Genomic DNA, 15,443 nt, shown 5'->3' with positions numbered 1-15,443 from the left:
CTGCGAGTGAGAGATAACAAGAGCCGTGAGAGCTGAATACAGTTTCAGACACAGGCACATTTTCGGCATGGAGCAGCTTTCCGTCCGGGATATCCATCATGTCATCGCCGCCGCCCGTTCTTTCCGCGAGATATCGGCTCGATCGATCAAAAAAGTGCCGACCCTGCGGGGTAAGACGATCGTCAATCTGTTTTTCGAACCGTCGACCAGGACCCGCACATCCTTTGAAATTGCCGCCAAACGGATGAGCGCCGACACCTTCAACATCGCCGCCTCGACAAGCTCCGCCACCAAAGGGGAGACCCTGATCGACACCGCCCGCAATATCGAGGCGATGAACCCCGATATCATCATCATCAGGCATTCCTGTTCGGGGGCGCCGCAACTGCTAGCCCGCCATATCGGCGCCTCCATCATCAATGCCGGTGATGGGGCCCATGAACACCCCAGTCAGGGTCTGCTCGACATCATGACTATTCTCGATCACAAGCAGGATCTGGCCGGGTTGAAAATTGCCATCATCGGCGACATCGCCCACAGTCGGGTCGCGGTCTCGGACATTCTCGGCTTCACCAAGCTCGGGGCGACGGTCTGTGTCGCCGGACCGGCGACCTTTATTCCGGCGGCGGTGGACCAGTTGGGGGCGCGGGTCTGCGGGTCCGTCGACGAGGCGATCGAAGATGCGGATGTCGTCATGGCGCTGCGGATACAGAAAGAGCGTCAGAACGATCCGTTGATTCCCAGCCTGCGGGAGTATTCCATCTGTTACGGCATCAATCGCCGGCGCCTGGCCAAAGCCAAACCGGATGTGCTGGTCATGCATCCCGGCCCGATCAACCGGGGGGTCGAACTGAGTCCGGATGTCGCCGACGGCCCCTCTTCCGTCATCCTTCAGCAGGTCAACAACGGGGTGGCGGTTCGCATGGCCCTGCTCTATCTGGTCATGGGTGGAGAGAAAAGCGGCGATGCCCAGGGAGATATATGATGTCCGAGTTGATCATCCTGCAGAACGGCCGTGTAATCGACCCAATGAACCAGACCGATGCGATCGCGGATATCTGGGTGGAGGATGGGAGGATTGCCGCTCCCCAGACAACGGCGCCTGAGGGCGCATGCCGTTACGACCTTGCCGGCAGGTGGGTGCTGCCTGGTCTGATCGATATCCACGTCCATCTGCGCGAACCCGGGCAGGAGTACAAGGAAACGATCGCAACCGGGACGATGGCGGCGGCTGCCGGCGGTTTCACGGCCGTGGCCTGCATGCCCAACACCCGGCCGGTGAACGACAACGCGGCGGTGACCCGCTATATCCTTGACAAGGCCGCCGACTGTGTGGCCCGGGTCTATCCCGTCGGCGCTCTCAGCCGGGACAGCCAGGGGCTGGAACTGGCGGAATACGGCGAAATGAAGGAAGCCGGGGTCGTCGCCCTGACGGATGACGGGATGCCGGTCGCCGACAGTCAGCTTATGCGCCGGGCGATGGAATATGCCAGCAGTCACGGGATGCCGGTCATATCGCATTCCGAGGAACTGTCCCTGAGTCGCAACGGCAGCATGAACGAGGGGGCGGTCTCCACCCGGCTCGGCCTGCGAGGGATCCCGACGGCTGCCGAAAGCATCATGGTGTACAGAGAGATTGCCCTTGCCGAGTTGACCGGGGCCAGGGTCCATATCGCCCACGTCAGCTGCGAAGCGTCGCTCGCCCTGATCCGCCTCGCCAAACAGAGAGGGGTCAAGATCACCGCCGAGACCGCACCCCATTATTTCGCCCTGACCGATGCGGCGGTCGATGGGTACAATACCCATGCCAAGATGAATCCGCCGCTCCGTTCCGAGGCGGACCGGCTGGCGATCCGCGCGGCATTGGCCGATGGGACGCTGGATGCGATCGCCACCGACCACGCCCCCCATTCCGTCCTGGAGAAGGATGTCGAATTCAACTATGCCGCCAACGGCATTGTCGGCCTGGAAACCTCCCTGCCGCTGGCCCTGTCCCTGGTCCATGACGGAATCATCACCGCCGGCAGAATGGTCGACCTGATGTCCTGCGCCCCGGCCCGGATCCTCGGGGTGCCCGGTGGCAGGCTGGCGCCCGGCGATCCTGCCGATATCACCGTTGTCGATCCTGACAGACCCTTTGTCTTTGCCGCCGGGGAAAGCCGGTCGAAGGGCAGAAACACCCCGTTCGACGGCTGGCAATTCCGCGGCAAGGCGGTGCTGACGATCATGAACGGGCGTGTCACCTTCAACGATCTGTAATCACAGATAATCCGTCGGATCGGCGACCCCTGCCGCCACGAAGCCGTTGCGCCGCAGGATGCAGGCGTCGCAATGGCCGCAGGCCTTCGTTCCCTGGGGATCGTAACAGCTGTGGGTCAGGCTGTAATCGACTCCCAGCGAGATTCCCTTCGTGATGATCTCCGCCTTGCTCAGATGCATCAACGGCGCTTTGATGCTAAATCGCGCCGCACCGCTGATCCCCGCCCTGGTTCCGAGATTGGCCATGTGGGCAAAGGCCGCGAGGAATTCCGGGCGACAGTCGGGATACCCCGAGTAATCGACCGCATTGACACCGATGAAGATGTCCCAGGCGCCGAGAACTTCGGCCCAGGCCACGGCGTGGGCGAGGAGGATGGCGTTGCGCGCCGGCACGTAGGTGATCGGGATCGTTCCCTGCCGGTCCGGGTTTCCGTTCTTCGGCACCGCGATATCGGCGGTCAGGGCCGAGCCGCCGATCCTGTCGAGGTCGAGGCGGAGAATCAGGTGCCGTTCCACTCCGTAGATGGCGGCGATCTTTGCGGCCTTGGCCAGTTCGACCGTCTGCTTCTGACCGTAATCGAAGCTGAGGCAATTGCAGGCATAACCCTCGGAAGTGGCGATTGCCAGGACGGTGGTCGAATCGAGCCCTCCGCTGAGGAGGATGACGGCTGATGGTTTTTCGGGCATGGCTCGTGGCTCTCTGGTTCAGGTGAAGGAAAACGGGAGCGGGCGCGTGACGGCAATCTCTTCCGGACTGATTTTGGCCTGGTAGACCAGGATGGTGACACCTTCCCCGTGCACCTTCTCGAGGGTCCTGGCGTAGAGCGGGTCGATGCCGGCAGCCGGCTTGAACCGGACGGCATCGGCGCGCTGGACGAGGAACAGGACCGCGCCGCTGTTGCCGCGGCGGACGAGATCCCGCAGTTCGAGCAGATGCTTGGTGCCGCGGGCGGTCACCGCGTCCGGAAACATCGCAGATTCCTGATCGACATAGGTGCAGCACTTGATCTCGACAAAGGTCGTCGCTGCTCCGTGGATGACGGCGAGATCGAGGCGACACCCAGGGGAGGTTGCGACCTCGGTGGCGATCCGATCGGGATCGGCCAGTTCCCCGACGATCCCGCCTTCAATGGCTTCGACGACAATTTTGTTGGTCCGCGCGGTATTGACGCCGACCCAGGCGCCGTTTTCCTGTACCATTTCGAGAGAAAATTGATATTTCCGGCGGGGATTGGGAGAGTGCGAGAGGCGCACCGGGCTGCCGGGGGTCGAGCATGACAGCATCGCCCCGGTGTTCGGGCAATGGGCGGTGATCATCCGGCCGTCGGCCAGTTGCACATCGACGAGAAAACGTTGGTATCTCTTGAGCAGAACAGCGGCGATGAGGGGGGTGGAAAAACGCATGCAGGCCGGGAAAAACGATAAGGCAACGGGGTCAAAGTAAAAAATATTTGCATTGCATATCAGCTGCGCAAATGATAAAATCCTTGCATAATCCACGGTTTCGCTGGCCTGTGAGGGATGTCCGCACTGACCGGAAAGGGAAACTCACGTCATTGACGCATGTCACTCTACTCATAAAGGAGATGCATTGCCATGAAATTAGGTATCAATGGACTTGGCCGGATTGGGAAGCTCACCGTGTGGCACCATGTATCGAAACGCTACTTTTCGGAAGTGGTTGTCAATATCGGCAGGGAAGTTGGCAGGAGTCTCGAGGATCTGGCGGCGGCGATCGAGCGCGATTCATCGTACGGTCGGCTGGGTACCTATCTTCATGGACACAAGGCTGGACGTGTCATCGAAGAGCTCGACAACGATAAGGGGACGATGCGGATCGACGGCGTTCCGGTGAAGATCCTCCGCAGCACCCGCAACCCCAGAGAGATCGCCTGGCGCGACAACGACGTCAAGCTGGTGGTCGACACCACCGGGGTCTTCAGTGATCCGACCACCGACGCCAACGATGGCAAAGGGGCGCTGCGCGGCCATATCGTCGCCGGGGCCGAGAAGGTCATCCTCTCCGCCCCGTTCAAGATCAAGTCGAAGGGGTTGCAGATGCCTGCCGATGCGGTGACGACGGTCATGGGCATCAATGACGACACCTACGACCCGGCCCGGCATTCGGTGATCTCCGCCGCCTCCTGCACCACGACCTGCCTGTCCTACATGATCAAGCCGTTGATGGAGACGATCGGGGCCGAGAATTTCCTCAGCGCCTCGATGGTCACCGTCCATGCGGCGACCGGCAGCCAGCAGGTGCTCGACCGGCTGCCCAAGACCGGCGCGACCGATCTGCGCAAGAACCGTTCGATCTTGAACAATATCATCCTGACCACCACGGGGGCGGCGAAGGCGCTCGCCCTCGTCATTCCGGAAATGGAGCGGATCGGCTTCATCGCCGAGTCGGTGCGCATCCCGACCTCGACCGGTTCGCTGATCGTGCTGGTCCTCAACTTCCAGGATGACAGCGACAATCCGATCAAGCGCAGCTATATCAACTCGATCTACCGTGAGTACGGTCAGAACAGCCCCTATCTGGTGTTCACCGAGGAGCAGAACGTCTCCTCCGACATCGTCGGACTGCCGGCCGCCGCAGTCGTCATCGAGGGCTCCGAGACCCACACCCGTACCGCCTCGATCCAGGTCAACCTGCAGAAGGTCAAAAAGGACTGTCTGGCCCCGGGAGCGGATGCGCTGCTCTCCGTGCCGGTCACCCAGGCGGTCGTCTATGGCTGGTACGACAACGAACTCGGCAGTTACACCAACATGCTCGGCGACTTGACGGTCCAGGTGGCGGAGAAGATGATCTGAGGGGTGTTGCGCATCCGGGATCTGACGGCGGCGGATATCGACCGTGTTGCCCAGCTCGAACAGGGGGAACCCTCGGCCTGGAACAGCGTCGATATCCGCCGTGAACTTGACCAGCCCGAAGGGTTCCGGCTGGTCGCAGTCGAGGAGTCCGGCGGCGGCATTGTCGGGTGGTGCTGCAGCCGCTCTCTCGAGACGGAGGCCGAGCTGCTGAAAATAACGGTGCTCGACCGCTGCCGGCGGCGCGGCGTCGCCTCGGCGCTGCTGGCTTGCCTCAAAGGTCGGCTTGTCGGCAAAGGGGTGCGGACACTCTTCCTCGAGGTCCGTTCGCACAATGATCCCGCCTTCCAACTGTATCGACGCGACGGCTTTGCCGAGGTCGGGCGGCGACGAAGATATTATTCCTCGCCGGAGGACGATGCCTTGATCATGTCAAGGGAGATTGCCGGCGCGTGATGATCTCATTTTATCTGTAAAGGAGAATTTGATGAAATCGATCCATGACCTCCAGCTCAACGGCCGGAGGGTGCTGCTCCGCGCCGATTTTAACGTGCCGATGAACGAACGGGGGGAGATAACCGACGATATCCGTATCCGCACCGTGCTGCCCACGATCGAGCATATCCTCGCCCATCAGGGCAAGCTGGTCATCTGCTCGCATATGGGACGGCCGAAGGGCCAGCCGGTGGCCGAATTCAGCCTCGCCCCCGTTGCCGCCCACCTCCAGTCGCTGATCGGCCGGCCGGTGCGTCTTGCTCCCGATTGCGTCGGCGATGCCGTTCAGGAGATCGTGGCGGCGATGGCGCCGGGCGAAGTCGTCATGCTCGAGAATCTCCGTTTTCACAAGGCCGAGACGGCCAACGACCCCGATTTTTCGGCCCAGCTGGCCGGTCTTGCCGATGTCTATATCAACGATGCCTTCGCCGTTTCACACCGGGCCCATGCTTCGGTCGTCGGGGTGGCCGAACGGGTGGCGGACAAGGCCGCCGGCCTGCTGCTGCAAGCCGAGATCGATTACTTCCACAAGGCGATGGATACCCCGGTCCGGCCGCTGGTCGCTCTGGTGGGCGGGGCCAAGGTCTCGTCGAAACTGGCGGCGCTGGAGAACATGCTGACCAAGGTCGACCGGATGATCATCGGCGGGGCGATGGCCAATACCTTCCTCAAGAGCCAGGGGATCGACGTCGGATCTTCGAAGGTCGAGGAAGATCTGCTGGAATCCGCCGCCCGCCTGATCGACAAGGCGCGCGAGAAGGGGGTGAAGATCTTCCTGCCGGTCGATTTTGTGGTCGCCGATGCCTTCTCCGCTGAGGCGACGGTGAAAAACGTCACCGTCCAGGACGTGCCGCCGACCTGGATGGCCCTCGATATCGGCCCGGCCTCGACCATCCTGTTCAAGGAGGCGCTCCAGGATGCGAAGACGATCGTCTGGAACGGGCCGATGGGGGCGTTTGAGATCGATGCCTTCGCCCGCGGCACGATGGCCCTCTGCCAGGCGGTGGCCTCGTCGCACGCCCTGTCGATCACCGGTGGCGGCGATTCCAATGCCGCGGTGAAGAAGGCCGGCGAAGAGCGCAATATCACCTATATGTCGACGGGCGGCGGGGCCTTCCTGGAATTGATGGAAGGAAAATCCCTGCCGGGGATCGAAGCCCTTTCCTGAAACCTGGACCTTGCATTCAAGAGGGAGGAAATTATGAAACGGAGACCGTTGATTGCCGGTAACTGGAAGATGCACACGACCACGGCCGAAGCCCGGGATCTGGCGACGGCCATCGCCGGGACCTGCGTCGGCGTCGACGACCGGGATGTGCTGCTGTCCCCGCCGTACACGGTTTTGCGCGATGTTGCCGAATGCGTCGGCAGGACCGGGATTATCGTTGCCGCCCAGAATGTCTGCTGGGAGGAAAAGGGCGCCTATACCGGTGAAATTTCGCCGGTCATGGTCAGGGCGGCGGGGGGTTCGGCGGCGATTGTCGGCCACTCCGAACGGCGGCAGATCTTTCTTGAGAACGACGAGATGGTCAACCGCCGGTTGACCGGGGCCCTGGCCTTCGGCCTGACGGTGATCCTGTGCATCGGCGAGACCCTGGCGGAACGGGAAAGCGGCGACACCTTCGCCGTCCTTGAACGCCAGATCCGCAAGGGCCTGGCCGGGGTCGGCGGCGAGGCGATGGCCGGAGTCGTGATCGCCTACGAGCCGGTGTGGGCGATCGGCACCGGCAAGACCGCCAGCAAGGAGCAGGCCCAGGAGGCTCATGCCTTCATCCGCGGTCTGCTGGCAGCCATCTACGAAAAAGATATTGCCGAGCAGACGAGAATACTGTATGGTGGCTCGGTTAAACCTGCCAATATTGACGAAATTATGGCCCAGCCCGATATCGATGGGGCCCTTGTTGGTGGCGCCGCTCTCGACGCACAGTCGTTCGGGCGGATTATCACCTTCAGATAAATCTTCACGAAGCGATTGAATGGAAACTCTGCTGATTGTCCTGCATGTTGTTGTCTGCCTGTTTCTGATCGGTATCGTGCTGCTGCAGCACGGCAAAGGAGCAGATATCGGCGCGACGTTCGGGGGCTCCAGCCAGTCTCTTTTCGGCAGCGAGGGGCCGTTGCCGCTGCTGAACAAGATCACGACGGCGGTGGCTGTCATTTTTATGTTGACTTCTGTCGCCCTTGCGTATATTTCATCGCACACCGGAACCGACTCGGTCATGAGCGGTTTGACGAAGCCGGAACCGGTGCAGACGACACAACCGCCGGCGCCGGTCCAGACCGAACCTGTCGGGCCGCAACCGGCCGGCGACACGATGCCGATCGAGCCGGCCAAGGCGCCGGAAGCAAAAACTGATGCACCGCCTGCTGCCACCCCGGCCGCACCGGAGAAAACACAGTAGTACTGAATGCCGAAGTGGTGGAATTGGTAGACACGCTATCTTGAGGGGGTAGTGACCCACGGTCGTGCGAGTTCGAGTCTCGCCTTCGGCACCAGTGATTGATACCAGGACATCTTGGGATCTTCGAAAAGACCCGCAGCCAGCAATGGTTTGCGGGTTTTTTATTGTCCGGGGCGGTACGATAGACTATCGTTGATATCCTGCAGGATGACGGCGCGGCAGCGTGCTGCCTTACGGAGATGCAATGGTGCCCCGGCTTCGGCAGTTCGGGCAGAAACAGTGCGGGATATCGTTCAGTTATTCCGCCCGCATCCGGATCAAAAACTCTTGCTGTGATGACCGCCGGTGAATGATCCCCTGAAAAAAATTCTCAGCCCGATCAAGGAACTCCAGAATATCCGCGGCATTGCCCTGCCCATCGGCCTGGAATTTCTCCAGTTGGTCATCACCGGTCCGCCCGGTGCCGGAAAATCGTATTACATCAATCAGATAGGGGGTTGGCCCAACGAGGGCTACATCGATCTCACCCAGAACAACTGGTGGAAAAACCAGTCGCTGGTGTACCGGCCCCGGGAGATCCATCTCGGTCTTCCGTTTGCCGGGATGGCCGAGGCGTTGACGGTGTTCGACAAGGATTACCTCGACTGTCAGCCGCGGCCGGCGCTCGAGCCGTCCCGCATCAAAATTCCGCCCGCCGGCAGCGGCCTGTTTGCGACGAACTGGCGGGATCGCTACATCTTCGAATTCCTGATCCCCGATCCCGAGGTCGTCCTCAGCCAGCGCCAGGCCCGACAAAGCCAGGGGTATTTCCCCGTCGACGACAACCTGTCCCTGGAAATGGTGGAACAGCAGGTCGCCATTTATCGCGAAGTCGCCCTCTACATGCACCGGGCCGGGATCCATGTCTATATCCGCAAGGGACTCAACAATCCCCCGATGCGGATCAACGAGCACAATGCCACCAACGTCCCCCCCTGGGCGATCATCGCCCGCCCGACCCGGCCCAGCCTCAAGACCCTGGCGGGCTGGAAATGGCTGGTCGGTCTGCGGACCCCGGCCGCATGGCTGACCCTGAGCAACGAGATCCGGCGGCTTCAGGGGAGCAGCCGGATCGCCCATGACGGCAAGGCCTTCGATATGCTGCTCGGCGAATACCGCCTCCGGTTTTCGCCGGAGATCACCCTCGGGGTCAGCAAGAAGGCGGTCAAGAAAAACTGGTTGATCCACCTGCCGGAAGACTGCCATGCCACGGCGATGAATGGTTTTGCCCGCATCCGGGTCGGCGACACCGTCGACATCGGCCGGGCCAGCAAGGAACTCGACGAAATTTTCCACTTTCCCAAGGATGTGGGGAAACGGCATCTGACGGTGACCAATCACCGCGGCGACCTGGTGCTGACTCCGCTTGACGAGATCCACGGGGTCCGCCTGGTGCGGCGGGAGAATTTCGACCTGCGCGAGAGATTGCCGGCCGTTCGCTATAATACCCTGGTCAAGATCAAGAAGTTGTTTGGCGGCGCAATTTCCCTTCTGCCGCCGTCCACGGCGCTGGAGCTGCTGCGGTCGGTCAACACCCTGCTGGAGAATGAACCGTACCGGATCCAGGATCAGGATGGCCGGCCGGGCGGCCTGATCGAGCTGCCCGCCCTCACCCCGCCGGTCATTGTCGGCGACCTGCACGCCCAGGTCGACAACCTGCTGAAAATCCTCAGCGAGAACTGCCTGCTCGACTGTCTCGCATCGAATGCCGTCAAGCTCATCATCCTCGGCGATGCCGTCCATTCAGAGATCGCCGGGGAGATGGAGAACATGGACAGCTCGATCCTGATGATGGACCTGATCCTCCGCCTCAAGCTGCAGTTCCCGGCCAACGTCTTCTATATCCGCGGCAACCATGACAGCTTCGACCCCCAGCTCAGCAAGGGCGGCATCTCCCAGGGGCTGCTGATGCGCAACCGGCTGCTGGAACTGCGCGACAGCGACTATGTCCAGGCCATGGAGAGATTCTACGATCTCCTTCCCTATGTCGCCCTGTCAACCTCCTATATCGTCTGTCATGCCGGACCGCCCCGTACCGCCGCCAGCCGCGAAGATATCATCAACATCCGCCGGTACCCGGAGCTGGCCCACGACCTCACGACCTCCCGCCTCCAGCTCGCCAACACCCTGGCCTCGGGCTACACCAAGGGTGACATCAAGCGCTTCCGAACCGCTCTCGGTCTGGGCAAGGGCGCCCGTTTCATCGTCGGCCACACCCCCCTCGATCCTTTCGGCAGCTTCTGGAAAAAGGCCGGGACGATCAAGGGCCATCACATTCTCTACAGCGCCCATAAGGAAGGCCCCGGGATCTTCATCGTCATCAACAACAAGTTCGTGCCGCTCAGCTACCCGGCCGAACCGTTGACCAAGATCATCAACCGCCTGCGGCTACCGTACCCCAGGTGACCCCCTGCTCGAAAAGAACGGGATTGCCCGCCTCGCTCGAATGGCAGGGGACCCGCTGATGATTTCCAGACACAATTCGCATCGAATCCTCAAAGTTTGGCGGAAGTCCGGCCATGACTCTGGTATAGTGACCTGCGAACTGCCCCGGTTCGACAATTAGTTTCTATCTTCCAAAGAGGAATCCGTTTATGTCATTCTTGAAGAAGCCCTCCCTTGCCGGTCTCATGCGGCGATCCCCGTTCAAGCTCATCCAGGAGCATATGCGGACGGTCTTCTCCTGCATCTGCCTCATCCCACCGCTGTTTGACGCCCTGTACCGCAAGGACCAGGAGCAGGTTCGCGATTTCGCCGCCCAGATCGACCAGCTCGAGACGGATGCCGACAGGCTCAAGACGACCTTCCGGCTGAATATGCCGAAATCACTGTTTCTGCCGGTCGACCGGGAAGATCTCCTCGACCTGATCGCCGTCCAGGACGACATCGCCGACACCGCCGAGGAGATCGGCCAGATCCTCTGCTACCGCGACATGGAGGTGCCGGAGGCGCTGAAGGAGGTCCTCGATGAGCTGCTCGAGGGGACGATGGAGATCAGCTCCGAGGCCAAGGCGATCATCGAACAGCTCGACGAGCTGCTGGAGGTGGGGTTCAACGGCCTCGAGGTCGACAGGGTCTCGGCGATGATCACCGGCCTCCGGCGCAACGAGCACAATATCGACGCGATCATGCACCGGGCCTACCGGACCCTGTTCGCCCAGGAGAAGGAGCTCGACCCGGTGTCCGCCATGTTCTGGTACAAGCTCATCGACCGGCTCGGCAACATTTCCGATCAGGCCGAGAACATTGCCGATCGCCTGCTTCTCTTTCTTTCCAAATAGGCACGAGGACGAACAATGGAGATTCTTGCAGCGCACGGCACGGTCCTGGTCATTCTGGCGATCGTTTTCGGACTCTACATGACCTGGGGCGTGGGGGCCAACGATCTCGCCAACGCCATGGGGACATCGGTCGGGGCCGGGGCCATCACGATGAAACAGGCGGTCTGCATCGCCATCGTCTTCGAATTTCTCGGGGCGGTGCTGGCCGGCGGCCATGTCACGACGACGATCCGCAAGGAGATCATCGACCCGAGCGGCATTATCGACAGTCCGGAGATCCTCGTCTACGGCATGCTGGCGGCGTTGCTGGCCTCGGCTGTGTGGCTGATGATCGCCTCCGCCAAGGGCTGGCCGGTGTCGACGACTCACTCCATCGTCGGGGCGCTGGTTGGTTTCGCCGTCGTCGGCATCGGCCCCGAGGCGGTGTACTGGAGCAAGATCACCAGCGTCGTCGCCAGCTGGATCGTCTCGCCGCTGGTCGGCGGCACGATCTCCTTCCTGCTGGTCATGAGCACCCGGGTCCTGATCTTCAATACCGACAACCCGCTGCAGAACGCCAAGCGCTACGCCCCCGGCTACATCTTCCTGGTCGGCTTCATCATCTCCCTGGTGACGATATTCAAGGGGTTGGAGCATCTGCATATCAACCTGACGACGATGCAGAGCTTTCTCCTCGCCTGCGCCTTCGGCTCCTTCACCGCCACGATCGGCTGGCTGTTCATCCGCAATATTAAGGAGGACCGGCAGGCCAACCGCGATTTCAATTTCGCCAGCGTCGAGAAGGTCTTCACCCCGATGATGCTGTTCACCGCCTGCTCGATGGCCTTCGCCCACGGCTCCAACGATGTCGCCAACGGCATCGGCCCGGTGGCCGCGGTCGTCAGCATCGTCGGTTCGGGCGGCGAGGTCATGCAGAAATCGGCCCTGCCCCTGTGGATCCTGCTGATGGGCGGCGGCGGCATCGTCCTCGGCCTGATCACCCTCGGCTACAAGGTCATGCAGACCATCGGCAAGAAGATCACCGAACTCACCCCCTCCCGCGGCTTCTGCGCTGAGCTGGCGGCGGCGATCACCGTCGTCATCGCCTCGCGGACCGGGATGCCGGTCTCGACGACCCACGTCCTGGTCGGGGCGGTGCTCGGGGTCGGCCTGGCGCGGGGGATCGGCGCCCTCGACCTGCGGGTCGTGTTCAACATCGTCATCTCCTGGCTCATCACGCTGCCGGTCGGGGCGGGCCTGGCGATGCTGTTCTTCTTTACTTTGAAGGGGATCTTCAGCTGAGATCGGGCGGGGATTGTCGTTCATGTCGCTTCTAGCCCTTGTCATTTCGACTTTTCCCCGCCGTCATTTCGAAGCGAAGCGAGAAATCTCGTGTTGCCGAGGATGCCCTTTTTTGCGATTGATGACGGCTGCATGAGATCTCTCCCTGGCGGTCGAGATGACAGCGGGGGATGGGGCGGCGATTGTCATCCGGCGCAAAAACAAAACCCCTCATCGATCACCGATCGATGAGGGGTTTTTGCTTTCAGGGCAAGTGGTGCGGCTTATTTTTTCCTTCTCCGGGCGATCCCGGCCAGACCGGCAAGGCCGGTGCCGAACAGCAGCATCGTGGCTGGCTCGGGGACGGGATTGACGGATTCGACCATCAAGACCATATCATTAAAGTCTTTATCGGAACCAATATATGGCAAGTCCTCAAATGCAATTACATAATGATTTAAATCTAAGCCATTAGCACCCGTTCCAGCAAATGAAACCATCTGGTCTTGTCCTAAGGGATTTTTGGACGCATCTGAATAAAAATTTCCATTAGGGGTACCAATGTAGAAACCAAATGTCTGGTTCATCGTGATGCCGCCAGCTCCTATTCCTGTCCACGCGCCATTGTTAAAAAATGAATAGCTTAAAAAGCCGTCAGTGTCCCAGGTAAAACTTATTTTGTCGTATGCTGAGTCAGTGCCGGTTAGAAATTGCTGGGTATGACCATCTTGATCGAATATACCAAAGGTATTTAAATTTGCATTTCCGGCAATTTCTACAATAACTGTAGCCCATGACCCCGATAAGGGTTCAGATACTTGCCAATATTCATCCTCGGTGAGTTGGTTTGTATTCGTATTAACGGTCATCCCCAACTCTTGAAATAAAACAGTTTGTAAAGGTGTTTCATTTCCTGGTAATACCAAGGTCGCCGACGCACTCCCCGCCATCAACCCAATCCCTGCCAACGCCATCAACGCACTTTTCAATATAGTCTTCTTCATAGTGTGTTCCCTCCTGCTTGTTTTAAAGGATGCCCCTTCGAATACAATCTTGCCCGCCCAGACCGCCTTGGTCGTCGTGCCATTACAGTTAACAAGCAAGTATCATGCCATGGATTGCATTCGAGAGGGGAAACGGATGAAGAAAACCACAGAACGCCTGAGAATCACCGGCAATGACAGGCGGGGCGGCAAAATACCAATGACGGAGTGTTGCAGGCCGATCTTCCTGGTCGACGCAAAAACCGGAGGGCGGCGGACAAATATTCTCCATCCCTGTCGAGGCTTCTCGGTAATACCAACCGGTTAGGCAAGGGTCTCCGTCGCTAACGTGTACAATCCGCGGCCGTTATGAGCTGATCCGCTTTTTCCGGTCGGGGGGGGTGTTTTCCGGCCTTTTGTCCGGAAAGACGGAAAAACGGAAAATCCGGCAGGCGGGCGGGGGAGGGGGCGGCTGTGCCGCAGCTGCGGCAGCACAAAAAAAGCGGGGAAAAGTATGAGAACTCCTGGTACAGTGTGGTACAGCGCAATCCACCTTGGCCGGTCAGCGACAGTCCCGGCCCTTTGCACACCACATCTCCCCGGGATCACGCCCATGTCGAAACTCGATCCACCGTCCCCGCCCGCCCCGCCCGTCATCAGCCCCTACATCTTTCCCGTCGTCCTGGCGGCGCTGGGTCTGTGGTGCCTGTATGACGGCTGGCTCTCCGCCGACCCGGAGATCCAGGAATATCTCCTCTTCAACCGCATCGGCAGTGTTGTCCTGCTGCTGTGGGCGGCCCTCGATGTCGTCCGCACCCGCCGGCTGGAGCGGGAGGAGGCGGCCGCCGCGCCACCCGACCAGCCTGGCGCCTGACGGCCCGCGGTCGTATCCGATGCTCGTCAACCGCCAGCTCCTTCTCCCCTACGCCGCTCCCTATCTCGCCTACGTGGCGATCGCCTCGCTGCTTGGCGAGCTGCTGGCGCCCGAGGTCAATTACATCCTGCGGATCGTCGTCGTGGTGCTGCTGCTCGCCTGGGCGCGAGGTTGGTACTGTGCGCTGGTTGGGCCCCGGGCGCCCGCGATTTCGATCGTCGTCGGCCTGGCCGCCGGTCTGGTGGGGGCGGTGCTGTGGATCGGGCTGCTGACGCCCTTTGTTCATCAGGGTCAGACCGCGCCGTGGTCGAGCGCTTCCTTTGTCCTGCGGCTGGCGGCGGCCGGGCTGCTGGTGCCGGTGTTCGAGGAACTGCTGATGCGGGGATTCATCTTCCGTCTCGCCCTGCAGTGGGACCAGGCGCGCAGAGGAGGCGACAGGCAGGCGCTGCAGACCGCGCTCGACGAGCGCTCGGTCAATGCGGTGCGGCCCGGCGAGTGGTCATGGCCGGCGATCGTCATATCGACGGCGGTTTTCACCTCCGGCCATGTTCTCCAGGAATGGCCGGCGGCGATCGCCTTCGGGCTGTTGATGTCCTGGCTCTGGATTGTCCGTAAAGACCTCCTGTCCTGCATCGTCGCCCATGCGGTGACCAATGTCAGCCTGGCCGGGTATGTGATGGTGAGCGGCGGCTGGCATCTGTGGTAACAGTCCGGCTACTCCCGGTTGTCAGGCGGCCGTCGTCGTCCGGTCTCTGCACTCATCCGAACCTGCTGCAAAAAAATCAGTTCGAGCAGGGCTGAGAGGCATGCACCGCAGAGAAAAGCAAGATTTCTCGCTGCGCTTCGAAATGACAGCGGGGGCGGTATCGCGTCCTTGGCCCTATCGGGAATGACGAGATTTCTCGCTGCGCTTCGAAATGACAGCGGGGGCGGTATCGCGTCCTTGGCCCTACCGGGAATGACAAGATTTCTCGCTGCGCTTCGAAATGACAGCGGGGGCGGTATCGCGTCCTTCGCCCTATCGGGAATGACGAGATTT

Annotated in this window: 15 protein-coding genes and 1 tRNA gene; 13 read left to right on the top strand and 3 right to left on the bottom strand. The window is 60.8% G+C overall.

Going from position 1 to position 15,443, the window contains the following annotated elements; genetic code table 11:
- Positions 1-25 precede the first annotated feature (25 nt).
- Together HNQ81_RS07935 and HNQ81_RS07930 are read left to right on the top strand one after the other, a co-directional pair.
- Entirely contained in the window at positions 26-985 is a 960-nt protein-coding gene (locus HNQ81_RS07935) for an aspartate carbamoyltransferase catalytic subunit (protein WP_337833433.1), read from the top strand.
- On the top strand, positions 982-2,259 hold the full coding sequence (locus HNQ81_RS07930; protein ID WP_275888830.1) for a dihydroorotase: 1,278 nt from the start codon (positions 982-984) through the stop codon (positions 2,257-2,259). Before HNQ81_RS07935 ends, HNQ81_RS07930 begins: the two co-directional genes overlap by 4 nt.
- Here the strand turns inward: HNQ81_RS07930 and queC are convergent, their stop codons facing one another.
- Positions 2,260-2,946, bottom strand: coding sequence for a 7-cyano-7-deazaguanine synthase QueC (queC, locus tag HNQ81_RS07925; RefSeq protein ID WP_183350095.1), 687 nt, complete (start codon positions 2,944-2,946; stop codon positions 2,260-2,262).
- Positions 2,947-2,964: 18 nt separating this feature from the next.
- On the bottom strand, positions 2,965-3,663 hold the full coding sequence (gene sfsA, locus HNQ81_RS07920; protein WP_183350088.1) for a DNA/RNA nuclease SfsA: 699 nt from the start codon (positions 3,661-3,663) through the stop codon (positions 2,965-2,967).
- A 192-nt stretch (positions 3,664-3,855) separates the two neighbouring features.
- On the opposite strand from sfsA, the gene HNQ81_RS07915 reads away from it, so the two are divergent.
- The 9 genes from HNQ81_RS07915 (at position 3,856) to HNQ81_RS07875 (ending at position 12,568) form a co-directional block, all read left to right on the top strand.
- Complete coding sequence (locus tag HNQ81_RS07915; RefSeq protein WP_183350085.1) at positions 3,856-5,073, top strand: type I glyceraldehyde-3-phosphate dehydrogenase; 1,218 nt, start codon at positions 3,856-3,858, stop codon at positions 5,071-5,073.
- A gap of 3 nt (positions 5,074-5,076) precedes the next feature.
- Positions 5,077-5,526: a ribosomal protein S18-alanine N-acetyltransferase gene (gene rimI, locus HNQ81_RS07910; RefSeq protein WP_183350083.1), complete on the top strand. Its 450-nt coding sequence runs from the start codon at positions 5,077-5,079 to the stop codon at positions 5,524-5,526.
- Between the two features lie 31 nt (positions 5,527-5,557).
- Entirely contained in the window at positions 5,558-6,733 is a 1,176-nt protein-coding gene (locus tag HNQ81_RS17555) for a phosphoglycerate kinase (protein WP_183350081.1), read from the top strand.
- Positions 6,734-6,766: 33 nt separating this feature from the next.
- Positions 6,767-7,522 (top strand): triose-phosphate isomerase, encoded by a 756-nt coding sequence (gene tpiA, locus HNQ81_RS17550; protein WP_183350079.1) that lies wholly within the window; start codon positions 6,767-6,769, stop codon positions 7,520-7,522.
- Between the two features lie 19 nt (positions 7,523-7,541).
- The gene (gene secG, locus HNQ81_RS07895) at positions 7,542-7,967 is read left to right on the top strand and encodes a preprotein translocase subunit SecG (protein WP_183350077.1); all 426 of its coding nucleotides are present in this window, start codon (positions 7,542-7,544) and stop codon (positions 7,965-7,967) included.
- An 8-nt stretch (positions 7,968-7,975) separates the two neighbouring features.
- A tRNA-Leu gene (locus HNQ81_RS07890) sits at positions 7,976-8,061 on the top strand.
- A 251-nt stretch (positions 8,062-8,312) separates the two neighbouring features.
- Entirely contained in the window at positions 8,313-10,412 is a 2,100-nt protein-coding gene (locus tag HNQ81_RS07885) for a metallophosphoesterase (RefSeq protein WP_183350075.1), read from the top strand.
- Between the two features lie 188 nt (positions 10,413-10,600).
- Positions 10,601-11,287: a TIGR00153 family protein gene (locus HNQ81_RS07880; RefSeq protein WP_183350073.1), complete on the top strand. Its 687-nt coding sequence runs from the start codon at positions 10,601-10,603 to the stop codon at positions 11,285-11,287.
- Positions 11,288-11,302: 15 nt separating this feature from the next.
- Positions 11,303-12,568, top strand: a complete 1,266-nt coding sequence (locus HNQ81_RS07875; RefSeq protein WP_183350071.1) for an inorganic phosphate transporter — start codon at positions 11,303-11,305, stop codon at positions 12,566-12,568.
- Positions 12,569-12,831: 263 nt separating this feature from the next.
- Here HNQ81_RS07875 and HNQ81_RS17545 read toward each other — a convergent pair whose 3' ends face one another.
- The gene (locus tag HNQ81_RS17545; RefSeq protein ID WP_183350222.1) at positions 12,832-13,551 is read right to left on the bottom strand and encodes a DUF4114 domain-containing protein; all 720 of its coding nucleotides are present in this window, start codon (positions 13,549-13,551) and stop codon (positions 12,832-12,834) included.
- 592 nt (positions 13,552-14,143) lie between these two features.
- Here HNQ81_RS17545 and HNQ81_RS07865 point away from each other — a divergent pair.
- Complete coding sequence (locus HNQ81_RS07865; protein ID WP_183350069.1) at positions 14,144-14,404, top strand: hypothetical protein; 261 nt, start codon at positions 14,144-14,146, stop codon at positions 14,402-14,404.
- Positions 14,334-15,110 (top strand): CPBP family glutamic-type intramembrane protease, encoded by a 777-nt coding sequence (locus HNQ81_RS07860; protein ID WP_240191838.1) that lies wholly within the window; start codon positions 14,334-14,336, stop codon positions 15,108-15,110. The genes HNQ81_RS07865 and HNQ81_RS07860 overlap by 71 nt, the downstream gene beginning before the upstream one ends.
- Positions 15,111-15,443 lie beyond the last annotated feature (333 nt).

Origin of the sequence: Desulfoprunum benzoelyticum (genome assembly GCF_014201505.1) — a bacterium.
GTDB classification, from domain to species: domain Bacteria; phylum Desulfobacterota; class Desulfobulbia; order Desulfobulbales; family Desulfocapsaceae; genus Desulfoprunum; species Desulfoprunum benzoelyticum.
The sequence above is the reverse complement of the archived record's forward strand: the minus strand, read 5'-3'. Positions and strand labels throughout refer to the sequence as shown.